Annotated in this window: 17 protein-coding genes, 1 tRNA gene and 1 pseudogene; 14 read left to right on the top strand and 5 right to left on the bottom strand. The window is 27.7% G+C overall.

Annotation, left to right across the window (positions count from 1 at the left end; translation table 4 throughout):
• Nucleotides 1–24: 24 nt before the first annotated feature.
• The 3 genes from AACL10_RS03870 to AACL10_RS03860 all read right to left on the bottom strand — a co-directional run bounded on the left by AACL10_RS03870 (nt 25) and on the right by AACL10_RS03860 (nt 4,255).
• Nucleotides 25–1,662, bottom strand: coding sequence for an APC family permease (locus AACL10_RS03870; RefSeq protein ID WP_338984759.1), 1,638 nt, complete (start codon nt 1,660–1,662; stop codon nt 25–27).
• A 4-nt stretch (nt 1,663–1,666) separates the two neighbouring features.
• Nucleotides 1,667–3,466 carry a ribonuclease J gene (locus AACL10_RS03865; protein WP_338984757.1) on the bottom strand — a complete coding sequence of 600 codons (1,800 nt, stop codon included), beginning with the start codon at nt 3,464–3,466 and terminating at the stop codon, nt 1,667–1,669.
• A 180-nt stretch (nt 3,467–3,646) separates the two neighbouring features.
• Entirely contained in the window at nt 3,647–4,255 is a 609-nt protein-coding gene (locus AACL10_RS03860) for a peptide deformylase (protein ID WP_338984755.1), read from the bottom strand.
• A gap of 68 nt (nt 4,256–4,323) precedes the next feature.
• Between AACL10_RS03860 and rsmD the strand changes: the two are divergent.
• The 11 genes and pseudogenes from rsmD to AACL10_RS03805 all read left to right on the top strand — a co-directional run.
• A pseudogene (gene rsmD, locus AACL10_RS03855) lies at nt 4,324–4,902 on the top strand (16S rRNA (guanine(966)-N(2))-methyltransferase RsmD); the annotation flags it as partial.
• Nucleotides 4,895–5,779, top strand: coding sequence for a guanylate kinase (gene gmk / locus AACL10_RS03850; protein WP_338984753.1), 885 nt, complete (start codon nt 4,895–4,897; stop codon nt 5,777–5,779). The pseudogene rsmD and the gene gmk, both read left to right, overlap by 8 nt.
• A complete protein-coding gene (locus AACL10_RS03845) occupies nt 5,779–6,354 on the top strand; it encodes a transcription antitermination factor NusB (RefSeq protein ID WP_338984751.1) in 576 nt (191 codons plus the stop codon). The genes gmk and AACL10_RS03845 overlap by 1 nt, the downstream gene beginning before the upstream one ends.
• 26 nt (nt 6,355–6,380) lie before the next feature.
• Nucleotides 6,381–7,031 (top strand): RsmB/NOP family class I SAM-dependent RNA methyltransferase, encoded by a 651-nt coding sequence (locus AACL10_RS03840; protein ID WP_338984749.1) that lies wholly within the window; start codon nt 6,381–6,383, stop codon nt 7,029–7,031.
• 65 nt (nt 7,032–7,096) lie between these two features.
• Complete coding sequence (locus AACL10_RS03835; RefSeq protein WP_338984747.1) at nt 7,097–9,553, top strand: hypothetical protein; 2,457 nt, start codon at nt 7,097–7,099, stop codon at nt 9,551–9,553.
• A gap of 65 nt (nt 9,554–9,618) precedes the next feature.
• Complete coding sequence (gene rlmN / locus AACL10_RS03830; RefSeq protein WP_338984743.1) at nt 9,619–10,692, top strand: 23S rRNA (adenine(2503)-C(2))-methyltransferase RlmN; 1,074 nt, start codon at nt 9,619–9,621, stop codon at nt 10,690–10,692.
• Nucleotides 10,682–11,440: a PP2C family protein-serine/threonine phosphatase gene (locus AACL10_RS03825; RefSeq protein WP_338984741.1), complete on the top strand. Its 759-nt coding sequence runs from the start codon at nt 10,682–10,684 to the stop codon at nt 11,438–11,440. Before rlmN ends, AACL10_RS03825 begins: the two co-directional genes overlap by 11 nt.
• A gap of 50 nt (nt 11,441–11,490) precedes the next feature.
• Complete coding sequence (locus tag AACL10_RS03820) at nt 11,491–12,501, top strand: serine/threonine-protein kinase (RefSeq protein WP_338984739.1); 1,011 nt, start codon at nt 11,491–11,493, stop codon at nt 12,499–12,501.
• A gap of 1 nt (nt 12,502) precedes the next feature.
• Complete coding sequence (rsgA, locus tag AACL10_RS03815) at nt 12,503–13,393, top strand: ribosome small subunit-dependent GTPase A (RefSeq protein ID WP_338984737.1); 891 nt, start codon at nt 12,503–12,505, stop codon at nt 13,391–13,393.
• Nucleotides 13,393–14,067 carry a ribulose-phosphate 3-epimerase gene (gene rpe / locus AACL10_RS03810; protein WP_338984735.1) on the top strand — a complete coding sequence of 225 codons (675 nt, stop codon included), beginning with the start codon at nt 13,393–13,395 and terminating at the stop codon, nt 14,065–14,067. The genes rsgA and rpe overlap by 1 nt, the downstream gene beginning before the upstream one ends.
• Nucleotides 14,057–14,674 carry a thiamine diphosphokinase gene (locus AACL10_RS03805; protein ID WP_338984734.1) on the top strand — a complete coding sequence of 206 codons (618 nt, stop codon included), beginning with the start codon at nt 14,057–14,059 and terminating at the stop codon, nt 14,672–14,674. The genes rpe and AACL10_RS03805 overlap by 11 nt, the downstream gene beginning before the upstream one ends.
• Nucleotides 14,675–14,712: 38 nt before the next feature.
• On the opposite strand, the gene AACL10_RS03800 is transcribed toward AACL10_RS03805, so the two are convergent.
• Nucleotides 14,713–14,795, bottom strand: a tRNA-Leu gene (locus AACL10_RS03800).
• Nucleotides 14,796–14,859: 64 nt separating this feature from the next.
• Complete coding sequence (gene rpmB, locus AACL10_RS03795) at nt 14,860–15,060, bottom strand: 50S ribosomal protein L28 (protein WP_020834659.1); 201 nt, start codon at nt 15,058–15,060, stop codon at nt 14,860–14,862.
• Between the two features lie 225 nt (nt 15,061–15,285).
• On the opposite strand from rpmB, the gene AACL10_RS03790 reads away from it, so the two are divergent.
• From AACL10_RS03790 to AACL10_RS03780, 3 genes are all read left to right on the top strand, one after another.
• Nucleotides 15,286–15,597, top strand: coding sequence for an Asp23/Gls24 family envelope stress response protein (locus tag AACL10_RS03790; RefSeq protein ID WP_338984731.1), 312 nt, complete (start codon nt 15,286–15,288; stop codon nt 15,595–15,597).
• Between the two features lie 118 nt (nt 15,598–15,715).
• On the top strand, nt 15,716–17,359 hold the full coding sequence (locus AACL10_RS03785; RefSeq protein ID WP_338984729.1) for a DAK2 domain-containing protein: 1,644 nt from the start codon (nt 15,716–15,718) through the stop codon (nt 17,357–17,359).
• 80 nt (nt 17,360–17,439) lie between these two features.
• The gene (locus AACL10_RS03780) at nt 17,440–18,192 is read left to right on the top strand and encodes a hypothetical protein (RefSeq protein WP_338984727.1); all 753 of its coding nucleotides are present in this window, start codon (nt 17,440–17,442) and stop codon (nt 18,190–18,192) included.
• Nucleotides 18,193–18,216: the final 24 nt, after the last annotated feature.

Below are 18,216 nucleotides of genomic sequence, written 5' to 3'. Positions count from 1 at the left end.
TATAAAAAAATAGTCCTAATTGGACTATTTTGAAACTGCTTTATTTTTAGCTTTTTGTTCTTTTAGTTGAATACGATATTGTCTATCTTCTTCATCTTCTTTTTTTTGTTCTAAAGCTATTTTTTCCATTTCTTCAGGAGTTAGAAGTCTGATTAATTTTTCATATTCAGCAATTTCTTTAACTCTTTCTGATTTTGGATCCATAGCAGCCATTTTTGGTTTGTAGTATAAGTGGTATTGTAATACCGCTCATACAACCACACCAATAAAGTAAACAATTTGGAAAATACTACTTATAAGTGCTTGTAAGTTGTCTGAAGATCCTACTTTTCCACCTTCTGGACTTATAAATGGAGTTAATAATGAAGTTGCAAAGTAACTACCTAATACAAATAATAAGAACAGTGCTGTAATACTTCATGCTATATATTCTCAAATTCTAACTTTAACATTTTTTCTAATACCTTGTACGATTACAGTTGGTATTATTGTTCCATATATTGCTATCAATAAAATTGAAGCACAACTAGCAATTGTTGCATAGTTTAATGGTGAAGATTGTCCTGTAGCTCCTCTAATAATATCTGGTATGAATAAAAATATTATTGCACATATTACAAATAAAATTATTGTTGAAACAACTCCAGCCACAGGAATATTTTCTTTGTTTTCTTTTTTAAATACTGGTGAAATATATCCTTGACTTGATAAAGGTTCTAAAGTTGAACCACCAAACATTGTAATTTGTAATGAAGAGTTAAATCTCATTAGTATAGTACAAATAATAATTAATATTGGACCAAAACTCTTTAAGAAGTTATTATCCGGGAATAATTGAGTATTTGGGTTTGAACTAAATGGTACCCCACCAACTGCAAACATAGTTATTAATGAGAATACTATGTAAAAAGCTGTTGTTGCAATCATAATTATTACGATTGCAATTGGCATATTTCTACCTCTATTTTTTATATTTTTACCTGTTGTTATAAATGTTTCTATACCACCAAAAGCAAAGAAACATGTTGTAAATGCCTTTGTGAATCCGTCCAATGTAAGTTTTGCTTCTGCATATTCTTCAAACGGATTTTTATTTACACTTAAATTCATAAATCCTGCTGTTAATCCAAAGATCATTAATAACACTGTTATTCCTCAAGTCATATAACCTATTATTAAACCAACATATTTATATTTTTTAATTCCAAAAAATATAATAGTTGCAGCAAACATATAAAGTGCAAAAGCAATAAGGTCAAGGTATAAATGACCTCAATTTCCTCAAGCGTCATTAAAGTTCGCTCTAACCATTGTAACTATTAAAGCCATACCAATAACTGGAATAACTGAATAGTTAAAGAATCCCATCAATAAACCTCAGAACTTACCAAAAGCAGTTCTTGAATATTGACTTCCTCCACCATTTGCTTGTGGATGGTATTTAACTAATTTAGCAAAAGCTCAAGCACACATAAATGCTATGAAACCTTCTAATACAAATATTCATATAATATTAAGACCAACACCTGATCTTTCCCCGTTAGCGTCGGGAGAAGAAAGTACTATGTCTGCAAAACTTGCTGTGAATGTAATTCCAGCAATAAATGTAAACCCAATTCAAATTATTGAAAATAGGCCTAATTGCTCCTTTTTCGTTTTCATTATTCTATTTTACCTCTACTTTTTTGTTTAAAATTACTGGAATGATTAGCGGATTTCTTCTTTTATATCTAAAGATGAAAGGTGATAATGATTCCTTTATCGCATTCTTAATCGCACCAAATGTTGGTTTTTGTGATTTAAGAACTTCTTGTACTGCATTTGTTACTATGTTGATTGATTCAGCAATAACGTTACCGCTATCTCTTACATAGAAACTTCCCCTTGAAACAATTCTTGGAGGGGCAGATAACTTATTAGCTTGTGAATCTATTGAGATAATTACAGCCATTAAACCATCTTTACTCAATATGTTTCTTTCTCTAATAACGTTACTTGCTTTTCCTGTCATATCTTTTCCGTCAATGAAGACTGCTTCAGCAGGAACTCTTTTTCCTACCTGACCAACACCGTTATGTAATTCGATTTGATCTCCATTGGCCACAACAAATACATTATGTGGTTTAACATTAACTTTTGTTGCTGTTTCACCATGAATTTTTAACATTCTATATTCACCGTGCATTGGCATAAAACATCTTGGTTTTAATAAAGTGAATAATAGTTTTTGTTCTTCTTGGCTGGCATGCCCTGAAGTATGGATTTTATTATCAGCACTATTTTCAATAACATTAGCACCAATTCTTGTTAATTTATTAATTACATTTTCAACATCAGCTCTATTACCTGGAATAGGTGATGAAGACATAATTACTGTATCTCCAGGAATTATTTTAATTGTTTGGTGTTCCATTCTAGAAATTCTAGATAGAGCAGCCATAGGTTCTCCTTGACTTCCTGTACATAAAATCATTATTTGATTTTTTGGGAAGTTATCAATTTCATTTGGTTTAATAAACATTTTGTCATTGATATTTAAGTGACCCATTTGTCTAATTATTTTAATAATTCTTTCAATACTTCTACCTATAACAACAATTCTTCTACCATACTTGTTAGCTAATTCAATAATATGTTGAAGTCTGTGTACGTTTGATGCAAATGAAGCAATAATAATTCTTCCTTTTGATTTTAAGAAATGTGTATCAATGTTTTGAATAACTTTTCTTTCACCAATTGTATATCCTTCAACCTCTGCGTTAGTTGAATCTGCCATTAACAATTCGATTCCATCATTTCCTCATGAAGCTAATCTTTGTACGTTAGCGTCATGACCTAATGGTGTTCAGTCAAATTTGTAATCTCCTGTTGAGAAGATTGCACCATTAGGTGTTTGAACGTGAATACCAAATGCATCTGGTATTGAGTGGTTAACTGCTGCAAATTGAATTGTAAAGTTCTTTGTTGAATAAACATCATTTTCTACATATTCTTTAACAACGGTTTTGTTTTGTAATTTGTATTCTTTCAATCTATCTCTAATTAAAGCAGCAGCTAAAGCTGGAGCATAAATTACAGGTACATCTACTTGTTGTAGAAGGTAAGGAATACCTCCAATGTGGTCTTCGTGACCGTGAGTAATAAATAATCCTTTTAATTTTGAATTATTTTCTACTAAGTAACTAAAGTCAGGTATTACTGCACTTACACCCAATTGTGTAGCGTCAGGGAACTTAACTCCGGCATCTATCATTATGATTTCGTCATTATATTCGATACAATAAGTGTTTTTACCAACTTCTTCTAATCCACCTAAAGCGTAAACTTTAGTAGGGAAAGGTGCTTGTGGTAATTTTTTCTTTGGCGGATCTATGTTATCTGCCAATTTTTTAATTTCAATTTTTTTCTCTAAATCTGCAACTACGCTTTTTACCTGTTGTAGAGACTCTTGTTTTTTGTCTTCCATATTATCAACTCCTTGTATTTAATTGTAAAAATTTGTAAAAAGATACTTTAATAGTATTTAAATTGTATTATCGTTTCCAAATAATTTAAAAAGTCATAGTTACTAGTATTTTAGCAAAAAACACAGATAAATAAACAAAAAAGTGATAAAAAAAATAAAAAAAAGCAATTAAAATGCTTTTTAAATTACTATTCAGCTTTCATCTTTAAAGTTAGGATCTTCTTGATTGATTCTATCGTAATATAGGTTACCTTGATTGTGTTCTAACTCGTGTTGGAAAACAATTGCATGATATCCTCTTAAAGTTAAATCAACTTCTTCTTTTGTTAATCAATCATAACCTTGAACTTGTATTTTATAACTTCTTGGAACTATACCTTTGTGGTCTTTGTCCACACTTAAACAACCTTCTCCATCACTTAAACATCCTATTTGATCGCTTTTTGCAACTATTTTTGCATTAACCATTGCAAATTCTTCTACATCATTTCCTTCTAAATCTCATTCAAATCTAGTAAAGAACATATTTGTGTTGCTTCCTATTTGGGGAGCTGCTAAACCAACAGCTGGTCTTAAATAGTCTTCGTTTTCTTTTTTATTCAAATCTGGATCTTGGCTATATCTTACAAAATCAATTAATTTGTTCATTACCAATTCATTTTCACTGCTTAGAGGTAACTCCACATCAACTGATTTGTTTCTAATAACCTCTGGTTGAGTGTCTTTTCATAATCATTTGTTTGTTGGAATTTCCTTTTGTAGTAAGTCTTTTGTTAAATCTAATTTCATAAATCAATACCTCAACTTTGATTATATATTAAATATTTTTTGTATAATATAAAAGCAAAGGAAATAATACTATGAGAGTTATAAGTGGACGTTTCAGAGGAAGAAAATTAGCTACATTAGAGGGTATGAATACCAGACCAACCATAACAAGAGTTAAAGAAGATATGTTCAATGTCTTGAATAACTATTTTGTTTTTGAAAATAAGGTCTGTTTAGATCTTTTTGGTGGTAGTGGAGCTCTTTCTTTAGAAGCACTTTCAAGGGGTATTGGTTTTGCATATGTAAACGATCACTATAAACCTGCTTTAGAAATAATAAAAGAAAACTTTAGGGGTTTAGATAAAGATGAATATGAACTATTCAATCTAGATTACAAAAGAATGTTAGATTATTTATCAAACTTAAACAAAAAAATGGATTTAATATTTTTTGACCCTCCATTTGCAAAAGTTGAATATTACTATGAATTTTTTAAATATATATATGACAATGAATTATTAAATAATTATGGTATATTAATAATGGAATCAGAATTGCCACTGGATATGTCCAAAATAGCAATTCTGAATACTTTGAAATATAAGGATTTCAAAAATAAGCATTTATATATTTTAAGACTAGAAAAAGGAGACCTAAATGATGAATAAACAAGGTAAAATAATTATTTTATCAGGACCTTCAGGTGTTGGTAAAGGTACAATTAATAAAGAATTAGCACAAGATAAATCATTAAACTTAGTTCAATCAATCTCTATGACAACACGTGCTCCAAGACCTGGAGAAGTTGATGGAGTTAACTACTTTTTCGTTGATAAAGAAACTTTTAAAGATTCTATTCAACACAATGAATTAATCGAATATGCTGAATTCATTGATAATTTTTATGGAACACCAAGAAAAACTGTATATGACAAAATCGCAAAAGGTGAAAATGTTATTTTAGAAATCGAAGTTGTTGGTGCAACCCAAGTTCTTAAAAAAGAAAAACCAGAAAATTTAGTTTCTATTTTCTTAATGCCACCAAGCTTAAAAGCCTTAGAACAAAGACTAAGAAAACGTGGTACTGAAAAAGAAGAAATCATTAAACAAAGATTAGACAAAGCTTTATTAGAAATTCCGTTAAAACACAAATACCAATACATTATTGAAATTGATAGTGTTGAAAACGCAGTTGCAAAAGTTAAAGAAGTTTTAGCAAAAGAAAATACATTAAGTGTAGATCCTTCTGAAAGTAAATACTTTAAATTAAAAGATAAAGTAGCTCAAATCGTAAGTGAACAATATGAGTTCTTCGTAAATAATTGAAGAGAAAATGTTCAAAAAGTTGGTGGAGAAAAAATCGATGCAAGTTTTGATTTCAAAAACTACTTAGTAGAATTATTAACAGACAAAACTTACGCTCACGTATTGGCAAGTGAAGATTTAAATATTCTTGACAACTCAGAGTTCATTGAAACAATCGTAGAACACTTCATGATTGATGTTAACTTCTTCAGTATTGAACAAAAAGAATTCAAAAAATAATGAGATCTAGAAAAGAAGCGTTAGATATTTTATTTGAAGTATTAAACAATAATAAGTTTTCAAATAAATTACTTAACAATCTTATAAAAAAAGAAGCTATGTCAAAACAGGACATAGCTTTTATTTTTAAATTGGTATATGGAACCATTCAATACAAAATATATTTGGAATATGTAGTTAATAAAGTAATTGATCCAGAAAAAACTGATTATAAAATTCAAATACTGTTATGAATGAATTTATACCAGTTAAAGTTTTTAAAATCAAAACCTTACTATGTAATAAATGAGTCAGTTGAAGTTGCTAAATCTATAAATAAAAACTATGGAGGATTAGTTAATAAAGTTTCTAAGGAATTAGTTAATGAAAATTTATGGGAAGTAAAAATAAAAAATAAACAAAATATTTTTGCTTTAGAAAATGGATTTCCTTTTTGATTATTTAAAAAAATTGAAAATGATTATTCAAAAGAAAAAGCTTGTGAATTTATTTTGCACTCTAATAAAGAAAGTAAAATAAGTTTAAGATTAAATACATTAAAAATAAGTAAAGAAGAATTTGAAAAAAATATTTAGAAGAATTTGATTTAGAAAAATCTAAGTTGATAGATTATTTTTATTTATCTAAGAACAATATTGTTAATGAAGAAATTTTTAAAAAAGGACTTGTAACAATACAAGATCAGACAAGTGGTTTAGCTTCTCACATACTTAATCCAAAATTAGATTCAAAAGTTTTGGATATGTGTTGTGCACCGGGAGGAAAACTAACTCACTTATCACAGATAATGAAAAACTCTGGAACTATTGATGCTTATGAGTTACAAGAAAATAAAATAAAATTAATAATCGAAAACTTATCTAGACTAGATGTTAAAAATGTAAGTTTAAAATGTCAAAATGCTTTAGACATAGAAGAAAAAGAATATGATTATATTCTTTTAGATGCTCCGTGTTCTGGATATGGTGTAATAAGACAAAAACCAGAAATAAAATTAAAGAAACACTCTGATCAAGAAAATTTAGAATTAATAGATTTACAAGAAAAACTTTTGGACAAAGCTTATAAATGTATGAAGAAGGGAACTGAAATAGTTTATTCAACTTGTACAATCAATAAAGATGAAAATGAAAATCAAATAAATAAATTTTTAAACAAATATAAAGATGTTGAAATAATTTACGAAAAAATATTTTTTGGTGAAGAGTATGATAATGACGGATTTTATATATGTAAAATGAAAAAGAAATAATTTTCTTTTTCATTTTTTTTATTTTAATTATCAGGTGTGTCGATTGTTTCCTTGTGGAGGTATTGATGCTAAAAATATTAAAATTATTATTTGCAGTTTCTGGATTGAATTCAAGTGCAGCTTTAGTTATTCAACCAGAAATTATTAATTTATTAGAAAATGGTTTCTCTATTGAAAATCATGAGTTGAAAAAAGAACCATATTATTTATTAGAGTCATCTAGTTTATATAACAAAAATGTTGATATTAATTATCAACCAGACTCAACAATTTTTAAATTTGAAGTGAATGAGTTTATTACTTTAAAACAATTGCATTTAGATCACATGAAGGATTATTGATTTTTTTCAGACATAGAATTAAATTTTAGTAATATCCTTGAGAGAGATTCTAAATTAGAAAATAATGGAGTCACAATTCCCAACTTAACAGAAAGAAGTTATGATTTACAAATAAGTTTAGACAAACGTCAAGAATCTAAAACTATTGAAAAAGAGTTTAGTTATCACGATAAATGAAATGATGTTTTTATTTACACTAAACTTAATTTAGAGTTTAAGAAAATTTATACCAAAGGAGCTGAAGGTTTATCTGTTAGAGGATTTGTTCAAGAAGAAATTTTTAAAGATAGAAATGTTTTTGATAAAAACGATTCAAGAGTTCATTTTGCAAGACCATTAAGTGGTGGACTTGTTTTAACAAACTTATCATGTAATTTCACTTCTAGAAAAAATAGTTTTAAAGATGTTGAAGAGTCAGTTTACACTCACCATACAGGAAGTGATAAAAATTATTTATATTCAAGAAATGTTTTTGAAAACAAATTGATGTATGACGATAATTTTTATAAATTCTTAGGAATTGAAAAAGTTAGCACTCACAATCTAATAGTTAAAACTATAATGCCAGTTGATCCATTTGGTAAGGGGACTTTCATTGGTACTATAGATTTATATCAAGGATCAATTTGTGTTGCTGATAATGTAAAGGTTGTGTTTGTAGGGAAAGATGTTAACCAAGAAGATGAGTTTACTTATATTCAATATCAAAGTCGTTTCAAAAATTTAGATGTTACTGATGAAAAAATAAAAGAATATATTTCGAAGAATTATTTAATACCAGTAGACGAAATAATATTTGATAAGTCTGATATAGATAATTCAAGTGCTATTAAAAAATTTCATTCTCAAAAATTTACAACTTTTAAATATGACTTTAAAAAACCAAAAGGTGGAATCCTTACTATATATGTAAATATTTCACACACGTATAAAAAATTTGAAGAGAATGTTGTTATGTCTGATTGAACAAATGTTAATTTCTTCTCTACAAATAAAAATTATGATGTTGATGAATCAAGAGTTATAAGTGAGGGTGAAATACTGGGCAATGAGATTAGTTTCAAAGAAATAAAATTATCAGATAGCCAATTATCTTTAAGAAAAAATGAGAGTGTCGACATTTTCGTTTTAAATGCAGAAGAGTTTTTTGATATTCAAATTAAAGTTTCTAAAAATATTGAATATGAAATAATTGAAAAAAATATTATAAGAATTACAGGTTTGAGTTACGGATCTGGAATAATAGAAATAGATTCTATTGAAGCAAAATACAAAAAAACTATAAACATAAATATTGAAAAAGAGTTTGGTTATTTTGAATTAGCTGAAAATAATTTAAAAATAAAAAAAGGCGAACAAGGAACTTTAGATATATTATCTGATAACTTAAATGAACTTGTTGTTATAAATAAAAATAAAAATGTAAAAGCTTTTATAGAAGATAATAAATTAAAAGTATCTTCATCTCATTTAGATTGTTTTGATGTTGAAATAATGTCTAATATAACAAAAGAAGTCTCTGTTGTTAATTTAGAGGTAATAGAAAATAATGTACAACCAGAATTGGATTACGATTTTGTAGTTACTAAGGTTGATGAAAGAAATGAATTTTCAATTTCTAATTATGATTGTTTAGAAGAAAATAAAATTCAGATTTCTTCGAGTTCTTCAAATATTATTTTTTCAAGAAACAAAAATTCTATTGTTTTCTATGCAAAAGAAATTGGAGAATATGAAATAAATATAATTTATAAAAATGATAATAAAAAATTAAAAATAAACTGTATTGAAAATTATTCTGAATCAATTAAAGAAATAGAAAGTCAGGAAGTTAGAATCTTTAGAACAGAATTTAACTTATTAAACTTTAATGAAAATATAAAAATTTCTAAAGAAAGTGATGGTTTAAATTTATTTTTAATTGATAAAAATACAAATGGATATTTTGAAATGATCGACTATCAAGGATGTATCTATAAAGTAACAATGAAAAAATTAAAAGAAGATAATAGTATTTCTGAAAATAACAAAGATGATGAAAATAAAGAAGGGCAAAATAATGTTGAGCAAAAAGATAAAGGTAAATTAAAAAGCATCGTAGCTTGATCTTTAGCTTCTATAACATTGGGGATATCAATATTGATATTTATAGCTTTTAAAAAAGGAGTCAAAAAGTCCTAAAATATAACAAGTCTTTAAATTAAACAATTATTAGTGTGTTAAAATATATTTTGGAGTTAAATTTTATGGAACAAACAAGTATATTTAGGTACACAATTGAAGAATTAGAAGATATTCTTGTAGAAAATGGATTTAAAAAGTTTTCTGCTAAGCAAATCTATGATTGAGTTTATATCAAGATGGAAACCAACTTTGATAACATGACTAACTTAAGTAAAGAATTGAGAGAATTTATTAAAGAAAGATTCACTACAAACTTACTAAAAGATTTAGTTACTGAAGAATCAAAAGACGGTACAATCAAAATCTTATTTATGCTTGATGATAAAAAAACTATAGAAACTGTTTTAATGCCACAGAAATATGGACAATCAGTTTGTGTTACTACACAAGTTGGATGTAAAATGTCTTGTAAATTCTGTGCCTCAGGATTAATAAAAACAGAAAGAAATCTTTCTGTTGATGAAATTGTCAGACAAATATATACAATGAACTTGTATTTAAAAGAAAAATATAAAAATGATCCAGACAACAAAAGATCAAGAGTAAGTCATATTGTTGTTATGGGTATAGGAGAACCTTTCGATAACTATGATAATGTACTAAAGTTTGTCAAAATAATAAATGACAAAAGAGGGTTTGAAATTGGAGCAAGACACATCACAATATCAACTTGTGGTATAGTTCCAAAAATTAGAGAATTTGCTGATTTTAAAACACAAATAAACTTGGCTATATCTCTTCATGCATCAAATAATGAAGTTAGAAATCAAATGATGCCAATCAACAAAGCTTATCCAATTGAAAAACTATTAGACTCAGTTAGATATTATGTTGATCAAACAAACAGAAGAGTTACCTTTGAATATATCTTGATAGATAATGTCAATGATAGACCAGAACATGCAAATGAACTAGCAAAAATAATAAGAGGAATTAATGGTTATGTTAACCTAATTCCTTACAATGAAGTTGAAGAAAACCCTTATAAAAAATCTACAAGAATAGATGAATTCTTTAAGATTTTGAAAAAACAAGGTATTAATGCAATAGTTAGAAAAGAATTTGGTGCAGACATTGATGCCGCTTGCGGACAATTAAGAGCCAAAAGGGAAGGTGTCATAAAAAATGAAATTTAAAAGTGCAATACTTACAGATATAGGTAACTATAGAAAATCAAACCAAGATAATCTTGATTTTGCAACAAAAAAATCAGGAGAAGCTCTTGGAGTTGTTTGTGATGGTATGGGTGGACACGCCTATGGTGAAGTTGCTTCAAAAATAGCTGTTGAAAAATTTATTGAATATTTCAATGAGCAAGATTTTTCAAACTTAAATCAAAAAGAAGTTAACAGATGATTAAGAAGTTGTGTAAATAACATTCTTACAGAAATGGTTGAATATTCAAACGAAAGATTTGAAACAAGAGATATGGGAACAACATTAACAGCAATACTATTCACAAGTGTTGGTGGATTTGTTATTAATGTTGGAGATTCAAGAACTTACAAACTTGTAAATGATGGTTTATTCCAAATTACTCAAGACCAAAACCTATGAAACTCAACACCTGAAGCAGAAAGAAAAGACATTCAAATGTCAGGAGTTTACGAAAAAGCAAACGACTTCACATTTTGAAAAGTTCTTACAAGTGCATTAGGACCACAAAAAACTTTAAGAATAGATACATACTTCATTGAAAACCAAGAAGGTATCTATATGTTAACAACTGATGGAGTTCACGATTACATGGATGAAGAAATAACAGCTTCAACATTAAGTAACCCAAAAGTTAAATTAAAAGACAAAGCACATTTAATTGTTGAGGATGCTAAAGATAACATTTCAACTGACAACTTATCAATTCTAATTATTGAAGCAGAGTAATTTAACTCTGCTTTTTTTGTTATTATATTATTGTTAAAGGAGCAAACTATATGAGTAATTATGAACCAGGATCATTAATAAATGACAGATATGAAGTTATAAATCAGCTTGGTAAAGGTGGTATGGCATCTGTTTTCAAAGCATATGACTTATTCACAAAAACCATTGTTGCTGTAAAAGTTGTTGCTCCAGAAATTGTTATTAAACCAGTTGGTCAAGAAAGATTTGAAATAGAAAAAGAAGCTTTTGCTAAATTAGGATCAAATCCTTATGTGGTAAAGCTATTTGATATTATCCAACAAGGAGAAGAATGATTTATTATTCTTGAGTGTGTTGAGGGTGGAACATTAAAAGATAAATACCAAGAATTTGGTTCAATGACTTTAAAAGAATTGAAATATTATTTTTCAAGAATATGTGATGCCTTATCAGAGGCTCACAAATTAAGAATAATTCACAGAGATATTAAGCCTGATAATGTTTTGCTTACTCAATCTGGAGAAGTTAAATTAGGAGACTTTGGTATCTCTGTAATGGAAGGTAAGTCTACTGAAACAAATAAAGCTATTGGTACTCCTAAGTACATGCCTCCAGAAATAATTGCAGCACAATCTCCATCACCACAAAGTGATATTTATTCATTAGGTATAATGTTATATGAATTTGCAACTGGTACTGCACCTTTTATTGCAAAAGAAGCACCAAAAATTGCAGCAAAACACTTAAAAGAAACTCCTACAAGTCCTCGATTGATAAATCCAGCAATTCCTCAAAGTCTAGAAAATCTAATATTAAAAATGATTGAAAAAGAACCTATGAATAGATTTGAATCTGTGGATGAAGTTAAAAGAGAACTTTTAAAAATAAAAAGTACAGATAATCCAAAACCTTATATTTATCACAAAAAAGTAACTATAAATATGAATGATGGTCAAAAAACAATTAAAGTAGGAACAGCTTATGATAAGTTACCTTCAAGAGCTAGAACTATGTTCTTTGCTTGATTCTTGTCTATATTTGTGGCTTTGATTGTCACTTTAGTATTGGTTATGGTGTTATAAGATGAATAAAGGTATTATTTTAAAAATCTTAAGTGAATATGCTTATGTTTTGTTTGAAGAAAACTTGTATGAATGTAAAGCTACAGGAAAAATAAGACACAGTAATAATAAACCAACAACTGGAGACTATGTTGAGTTTGAAATAATTGATCAAGAAAACTTTAAAGGTTCTTTGACCAACATTTTAGAAAGAACTAATGAACTTTATAGACCCAGAATTTCAAATATTGATCAAGTTGTTATAATTACATCTCTTAGAGACCCTTTATTAAACACTTACACTTTGAATAAATATTTATTTTTTGTAGAGTCTTTAGGAATAAAGCCTGTTTTGGCGTTTACTAAAGTTGACTTAACAAACAAAGATGATGAAGAATTGGTAAAGGCTAAATCTTATAAAGATTTGGGTTATGAAACTTATTTGATAAATAACATGATTGAAACCGACAAAGAATGAATGGCTTTTCTTAAGTGTTTAGAATCTAAAACATCTGTATTTACAGGTCAAACTGGAGCTGGTAAATCAACAACTTTAAATCATATAATTCCTGATTTATTTGAAAAAACTCAAGAAATATCAAAGGCATTGAATAGGGGTAAACATACAACAACTAAAAATGAATTATTTATGTACAAAGATGCTTTAATTGGTGATACTCCAGGGTTTTCATCATTTGAATACAAAGAAATAAGTGCTGAAGATATTGCTTCAAGCATGTTCTTCTTTAAAGAAGTCAACTGTAAATTTAATAATTGTTTACATATAAATAACACACCTGGTTGTCAAGTTGTAAAAGCTGTAGAAAATAAAGAATTTCCAGATTTCATATATAACGATTATGTAAAAGTACAAGCAGAAATTGAAGAACAAAACAAAAGGAGAAAATATTAATGAAAAAATATATAGTTGCTCCAAGCATACTTACAGCTGATTTTCTTAATTTAAAATCTGACTTGGATAAGTTAAAAGATGCAAAAATAGAATGAATTCACTATGATGTTATGGATTATAACTTTGTACCAAACTTGTCTTTTGGACCAAAAATATTGTCTGACATAGTAAGTGAGTATGATTTCAAAATGGACCTACACTTAATGGTTAAAGTTATAGGTTTTAGTATTAACGACTATTTGAAACCTTTTGTTATGAAAAATGTTGAACAAATAACAATGCACTATGAGGCTCTTGATGAAAATCAAATAGAGGAATTTATAGAATTTTGTAAAAGCAATGATTTAAAATGTTCTTTATCTATTAATCCAGATACTGAAGTTTCTAAAATAGAAAAATATCTTAATAAAATTCAAAATGTTTTAGTTATGAGTGTTCATCCGGGATTTGGGGGACAAAGTTTTATAGAAAGTTCTTTAGACAAGATAATTAAACTAAAAGAATTAAGAGAAAAAAATAACTACAATTATTTAATTCAAGTCGATGGTGGAATAAATGAAGAAACATACAAACTTGTACAAAAGGCTGGTGTTGATATGATTGTTGCTGGAAGTTATTTAGTTGGTAAAAATGTTTTAGATATTGAAGAGAGGGTTTTAAAACTTGAAGGATAAAGCTTTAATTGTAATTTCTAGCACAGAATTAAATCTAAAACCTTTTGTTGAAAATCACACAATTATCGGTGTTGAAAGAGGATGTTTGGATTTAATAAATAAGGAGATACAAATTGATATTGCTATGTCTGATTTTGATCAAGTAACAGACGAAGAATTAAATTTAATTAAGTCAAAAACAAAGGAATTTATTCAATTCAATCCAGAAAAAGATTATTTAGATGGAATTGCAACTATTAATTATTTAAGAGAAAAAAACTATAAAGACATAACAATGGTTGTTAAACCTACAAAAAGATATGATATGAACCTTACTATAATTGAATATGTTTTTAAAAATAATGTAAGAATCATTAATGATGATTCTGTAATATTCAAATTAAATATAGGTGAAAACGAAATTGAATTTGATAAGTATCAAGATTTTACTTATATATCTCTATTCTGTTTAAAGGATAATGAAATAAGTGTAAAAGATATGAAATATGAAGTAGAAAACGTCAAGTTAGAAGCTTTTAACTCATTTGCTTACTCAAACCAATTTATACCTTATGTAAATGGAAAAATAAAAGTAAAAGAAGAGACAATAATAATAATGACAAAATAAAAACAGGATACCAAAAGTATCCTGTTTTTATTTCTTATTGGTGCCCTCTATCGGAGTCGAACCGATACGATTTCTCGGCAGATTTTGAGTCTGCTGCGTCTACCAATTCCGCCAAGAGGGCATAACCACTTTTAATTATATATACAAAAAAAGAAACTTCTATGAGTTTCTTGATTTATTGTAGTTTATTTTGCTAACTGATTGTTTTTTTTCAAAGTTCTAAGTGTTCTGGCTGAAACTTTTAAAGTCATAACTTTACCATTTTCATCCATAACTTGAACTTTCTGTAAGTTAAGGTTTCATTTTCTTTTGTTGGCATTCATAGCATGTGATCTTGAATTACCTGACAAAGGACCTTTACCTGTTAAACCGTCTTTTCTTGCCATATTTTTCACCTCAGACTTATAAATAATATAATAATTCAATTGAAAATACAACAAAATATTGAAATTATTATTTGGAAATATTTTAACTTTTATATGTTATTAGTTTAATTATTATTTGTATTAGTGTAAAATAATTTTGTACTAGTTTGAAACGTGACATCATGATCAACGTGTTGCCTGAATTAGATAAAAGCACTAATATATTAATTTTTAATGGAGGACCTTATGATAGATAAAGCTATTTTAGAATCAATTTCAAATGCTGTTGTTACAGTACCTGGTGTTGCTTCTTTTGCAAACTTTGCAGCTAAAACAGAGTCTGAATTAAAAACAGAAGATATTTCAAAAGCGGTTGAGTTAACATCAGCTGATATCACTGATAGTGTTAAAGTGCACATTATTCTAATCAATGGAGTTAATATACGTGACGTTGTCAAGGAAGTTCAAATACGTGTAAAGTACGAGTTGGAAAAACTTTCACAATTCGTGCGAAATTATATTGTTGATGTTACTGTAGATGATCTTATTGTTCTTTAGGCAATATTTTTATTTTTAGGCATCAGCTTATGATCTGGCAAATATAGATTTGCAATTTTTTATCATTTTTTTATTTTAAATGATAAGGAAACAATATAGTTTAGAGGGTGACAATACTATGAAAGACGCACAAATTTTAAAGGGTATGATAACTAGTGGGGTTAATAATTTATACAATAATTATCCACACATAGATAAGTTGAACGTTTTCCCTGTACCAGATGGTGATACAGGAACAAACATGAATTTAACTTGTACCAATGGATATGCGGAAATTGAAAATGAAGATTTTGAAAAAGTTGGCTCATTAATGAGTAAATTTTCTAGAGGTCTGATTATGGGGGCTCGTGGAAACTCGGGTGTTATCTTCTCTCAAATTATCAAAGGTTTTTCAAATGGTATGAAAGACAAAGAAAACTTGGATCTAGAAACTTGAAAAGTATCTTTTGCAATGGCTAAAGAAGTTGCATATGCAGCTGTTATGAAGCCAGTTGAAGGAACTATTTTAACTGTTATTCGTGAAACAAGCGAATTTGTAAGTACTATTAACGAAGAACTAACTCCAGATGATTTCTGAGATAAAGTAGTAGTGGCTGCTAATCAATCATTAGAAAGAACACCAGAATTATTACCTGCTTTAAAAGAGGTTGGTGTTGTTGATAGTGGTGGTTATGGTTTAGTTAAGTTTTTCGAAGGAATGCAATACTACATTCAAAAATTAAAACCTATCGCTAAATTAAAAAAACTTGAAGAAAATACAGGGGCTAATATTGAAATGGCCATTGAAGATGAATTTGGTTACTGTACTGAAGCTATCGTTATGCTTAATGAAGAATATATCGATAAATTACAAGTAGATACAGTAAGAAATACATTCGAACAATATGGTAATACATCAATCGTTGCGGTTGTCGATGGAGATATTTTAAAAATACATACTCATGCATTGATGCCAGGACAAGTATTATCATACTTGCAACAATTCGGTGAGTTCAGAACTATTAAAGCTGAAAACATGACATTACAAGCTGACAAGCATGTTGCTAACACTGCTGATGAATCATCAGCTAGATCAACAGCTCAAAAACAACGTACATTGAAAAATGAAGTTGCTACAATTGCTGTTGTTAGATCAAAAGGGATGCAAGACTACTTCAAAAATGAATTGAGTTTTGACTATGTTATTGATGGAGGGGCAAAAATGAACCCTTCAACAAAAGACTTTATTAAAGCTATTGAAGCAGTTGATGCTAAAACAGTTTACTTATTCCCTAACGATTCAAACGTATTATTAGCTGCAAAACAAGCAAAAGATTTAGAAAAAATGTCTAAAGTGGTTGTTATTGAAACAAAAACAATACCACAAGGTATGACAGCATACTTAAACTTAGACACTGATGAAAGTGCAAAAAGAAATGAATCAAATATCGCTAAAGCATTGAAAAACGTTGTTTCTGTTTCAATTAACAAAGCAGCAAGAGATGCAACTCTTGATGGAATTAACATTAAAACTGGCGAATATATGATGACAGCTGATAAAAAAATCACAATATCTGCAAAAACACTTAATGATGTCTTTACAAAATCATTGTCAAAATTCATTACATCAAAAACTGAAATTTTAACAATATTTACTGGACAAGATGCATCATTTAAAGATATCAGTGACTTACGTAAATACTTAGATGAAAACCACGATGTTGAGTATGAAGTAATTGATGGACAACAAGAAGTATACTCATTTATTATTGGTATAGAATAATTAAAAATGATTCCTAGTGAATCATTTTTTTATTATTAATGAGTTATAATTAAAAATGATTTTAGAAAAGAGGAAAGCATATGAGGTTTTTAGCCAAAAACAACAAAGATAGAGCGGTTTTTTATGTTGTTGTTAACTTAATAATAACAATGCTTTCTATTTTCTGTTCTATGGCAATAATTAAGTTTTGTATAACAAATGATATTGCTATATCTAACTACTTAATAACTTTTGGTTTATTTGATATAGGTTTTTTTGTTATGTTTGTATATTTTTATAAATTAATAAATTACATCTCAACTTTAAATTACTTAAAAAGAGTAAAACTGAGCCAAATAAATAAAGAACTATTTGATGAATTAATAAATAAAATTAAGGTAGAATTGAACCCAACAACTTACTTGGTATTGGGAATATCTGCCTTTATGATATTTGTTTGTCTTGCTTCAAATGGTGTTGAAGCTGATTTTGAAATGAATAAAATTGTTGTTATCAGAAAAATGATTTTATCTTTAATTACTTTTGCTGCTTTTGAATTTGTCAGTGTTATAGTTATATTTGCAATACTTAAATTAGTTAGAAAAACTAAACTAGGAAAGATAAGTGTTGCTAAATTAAGTTCAAAACTTTATTTCATATTTATTAAATTCATCAATTACTTATCAATAAAATTTTCTCAAGTTAAAGAAATAATTTTAAATTTTTATAAAACAAAAATAATAAGAATGCATTCATATGATTTAGATCAAAAAAATATAATTTCTATTAAAAGAAGTAATTTTTTAAATATAGAACTAAAAGGGGAATGTCCACCAGTTATTTCATTTTTTTAAAAATTTTAACTAGAAAGGAATAAA

Source organism: Spiroplasma endosymbiont of Diplazon laetatorius (genome assembly GCF_964019625.1).
Taxonomy (GTDB): domain Bacteria; phylum Bacillota_I; class Bacilli_A; order Mycoplasmatales; family Mycoplasmataceae; genus Spiroplasma_A.
Note: the sequence above shows the minus strand (reverse complement) of the source record. Positions and strands in the feature narration are given on the sequence as shown.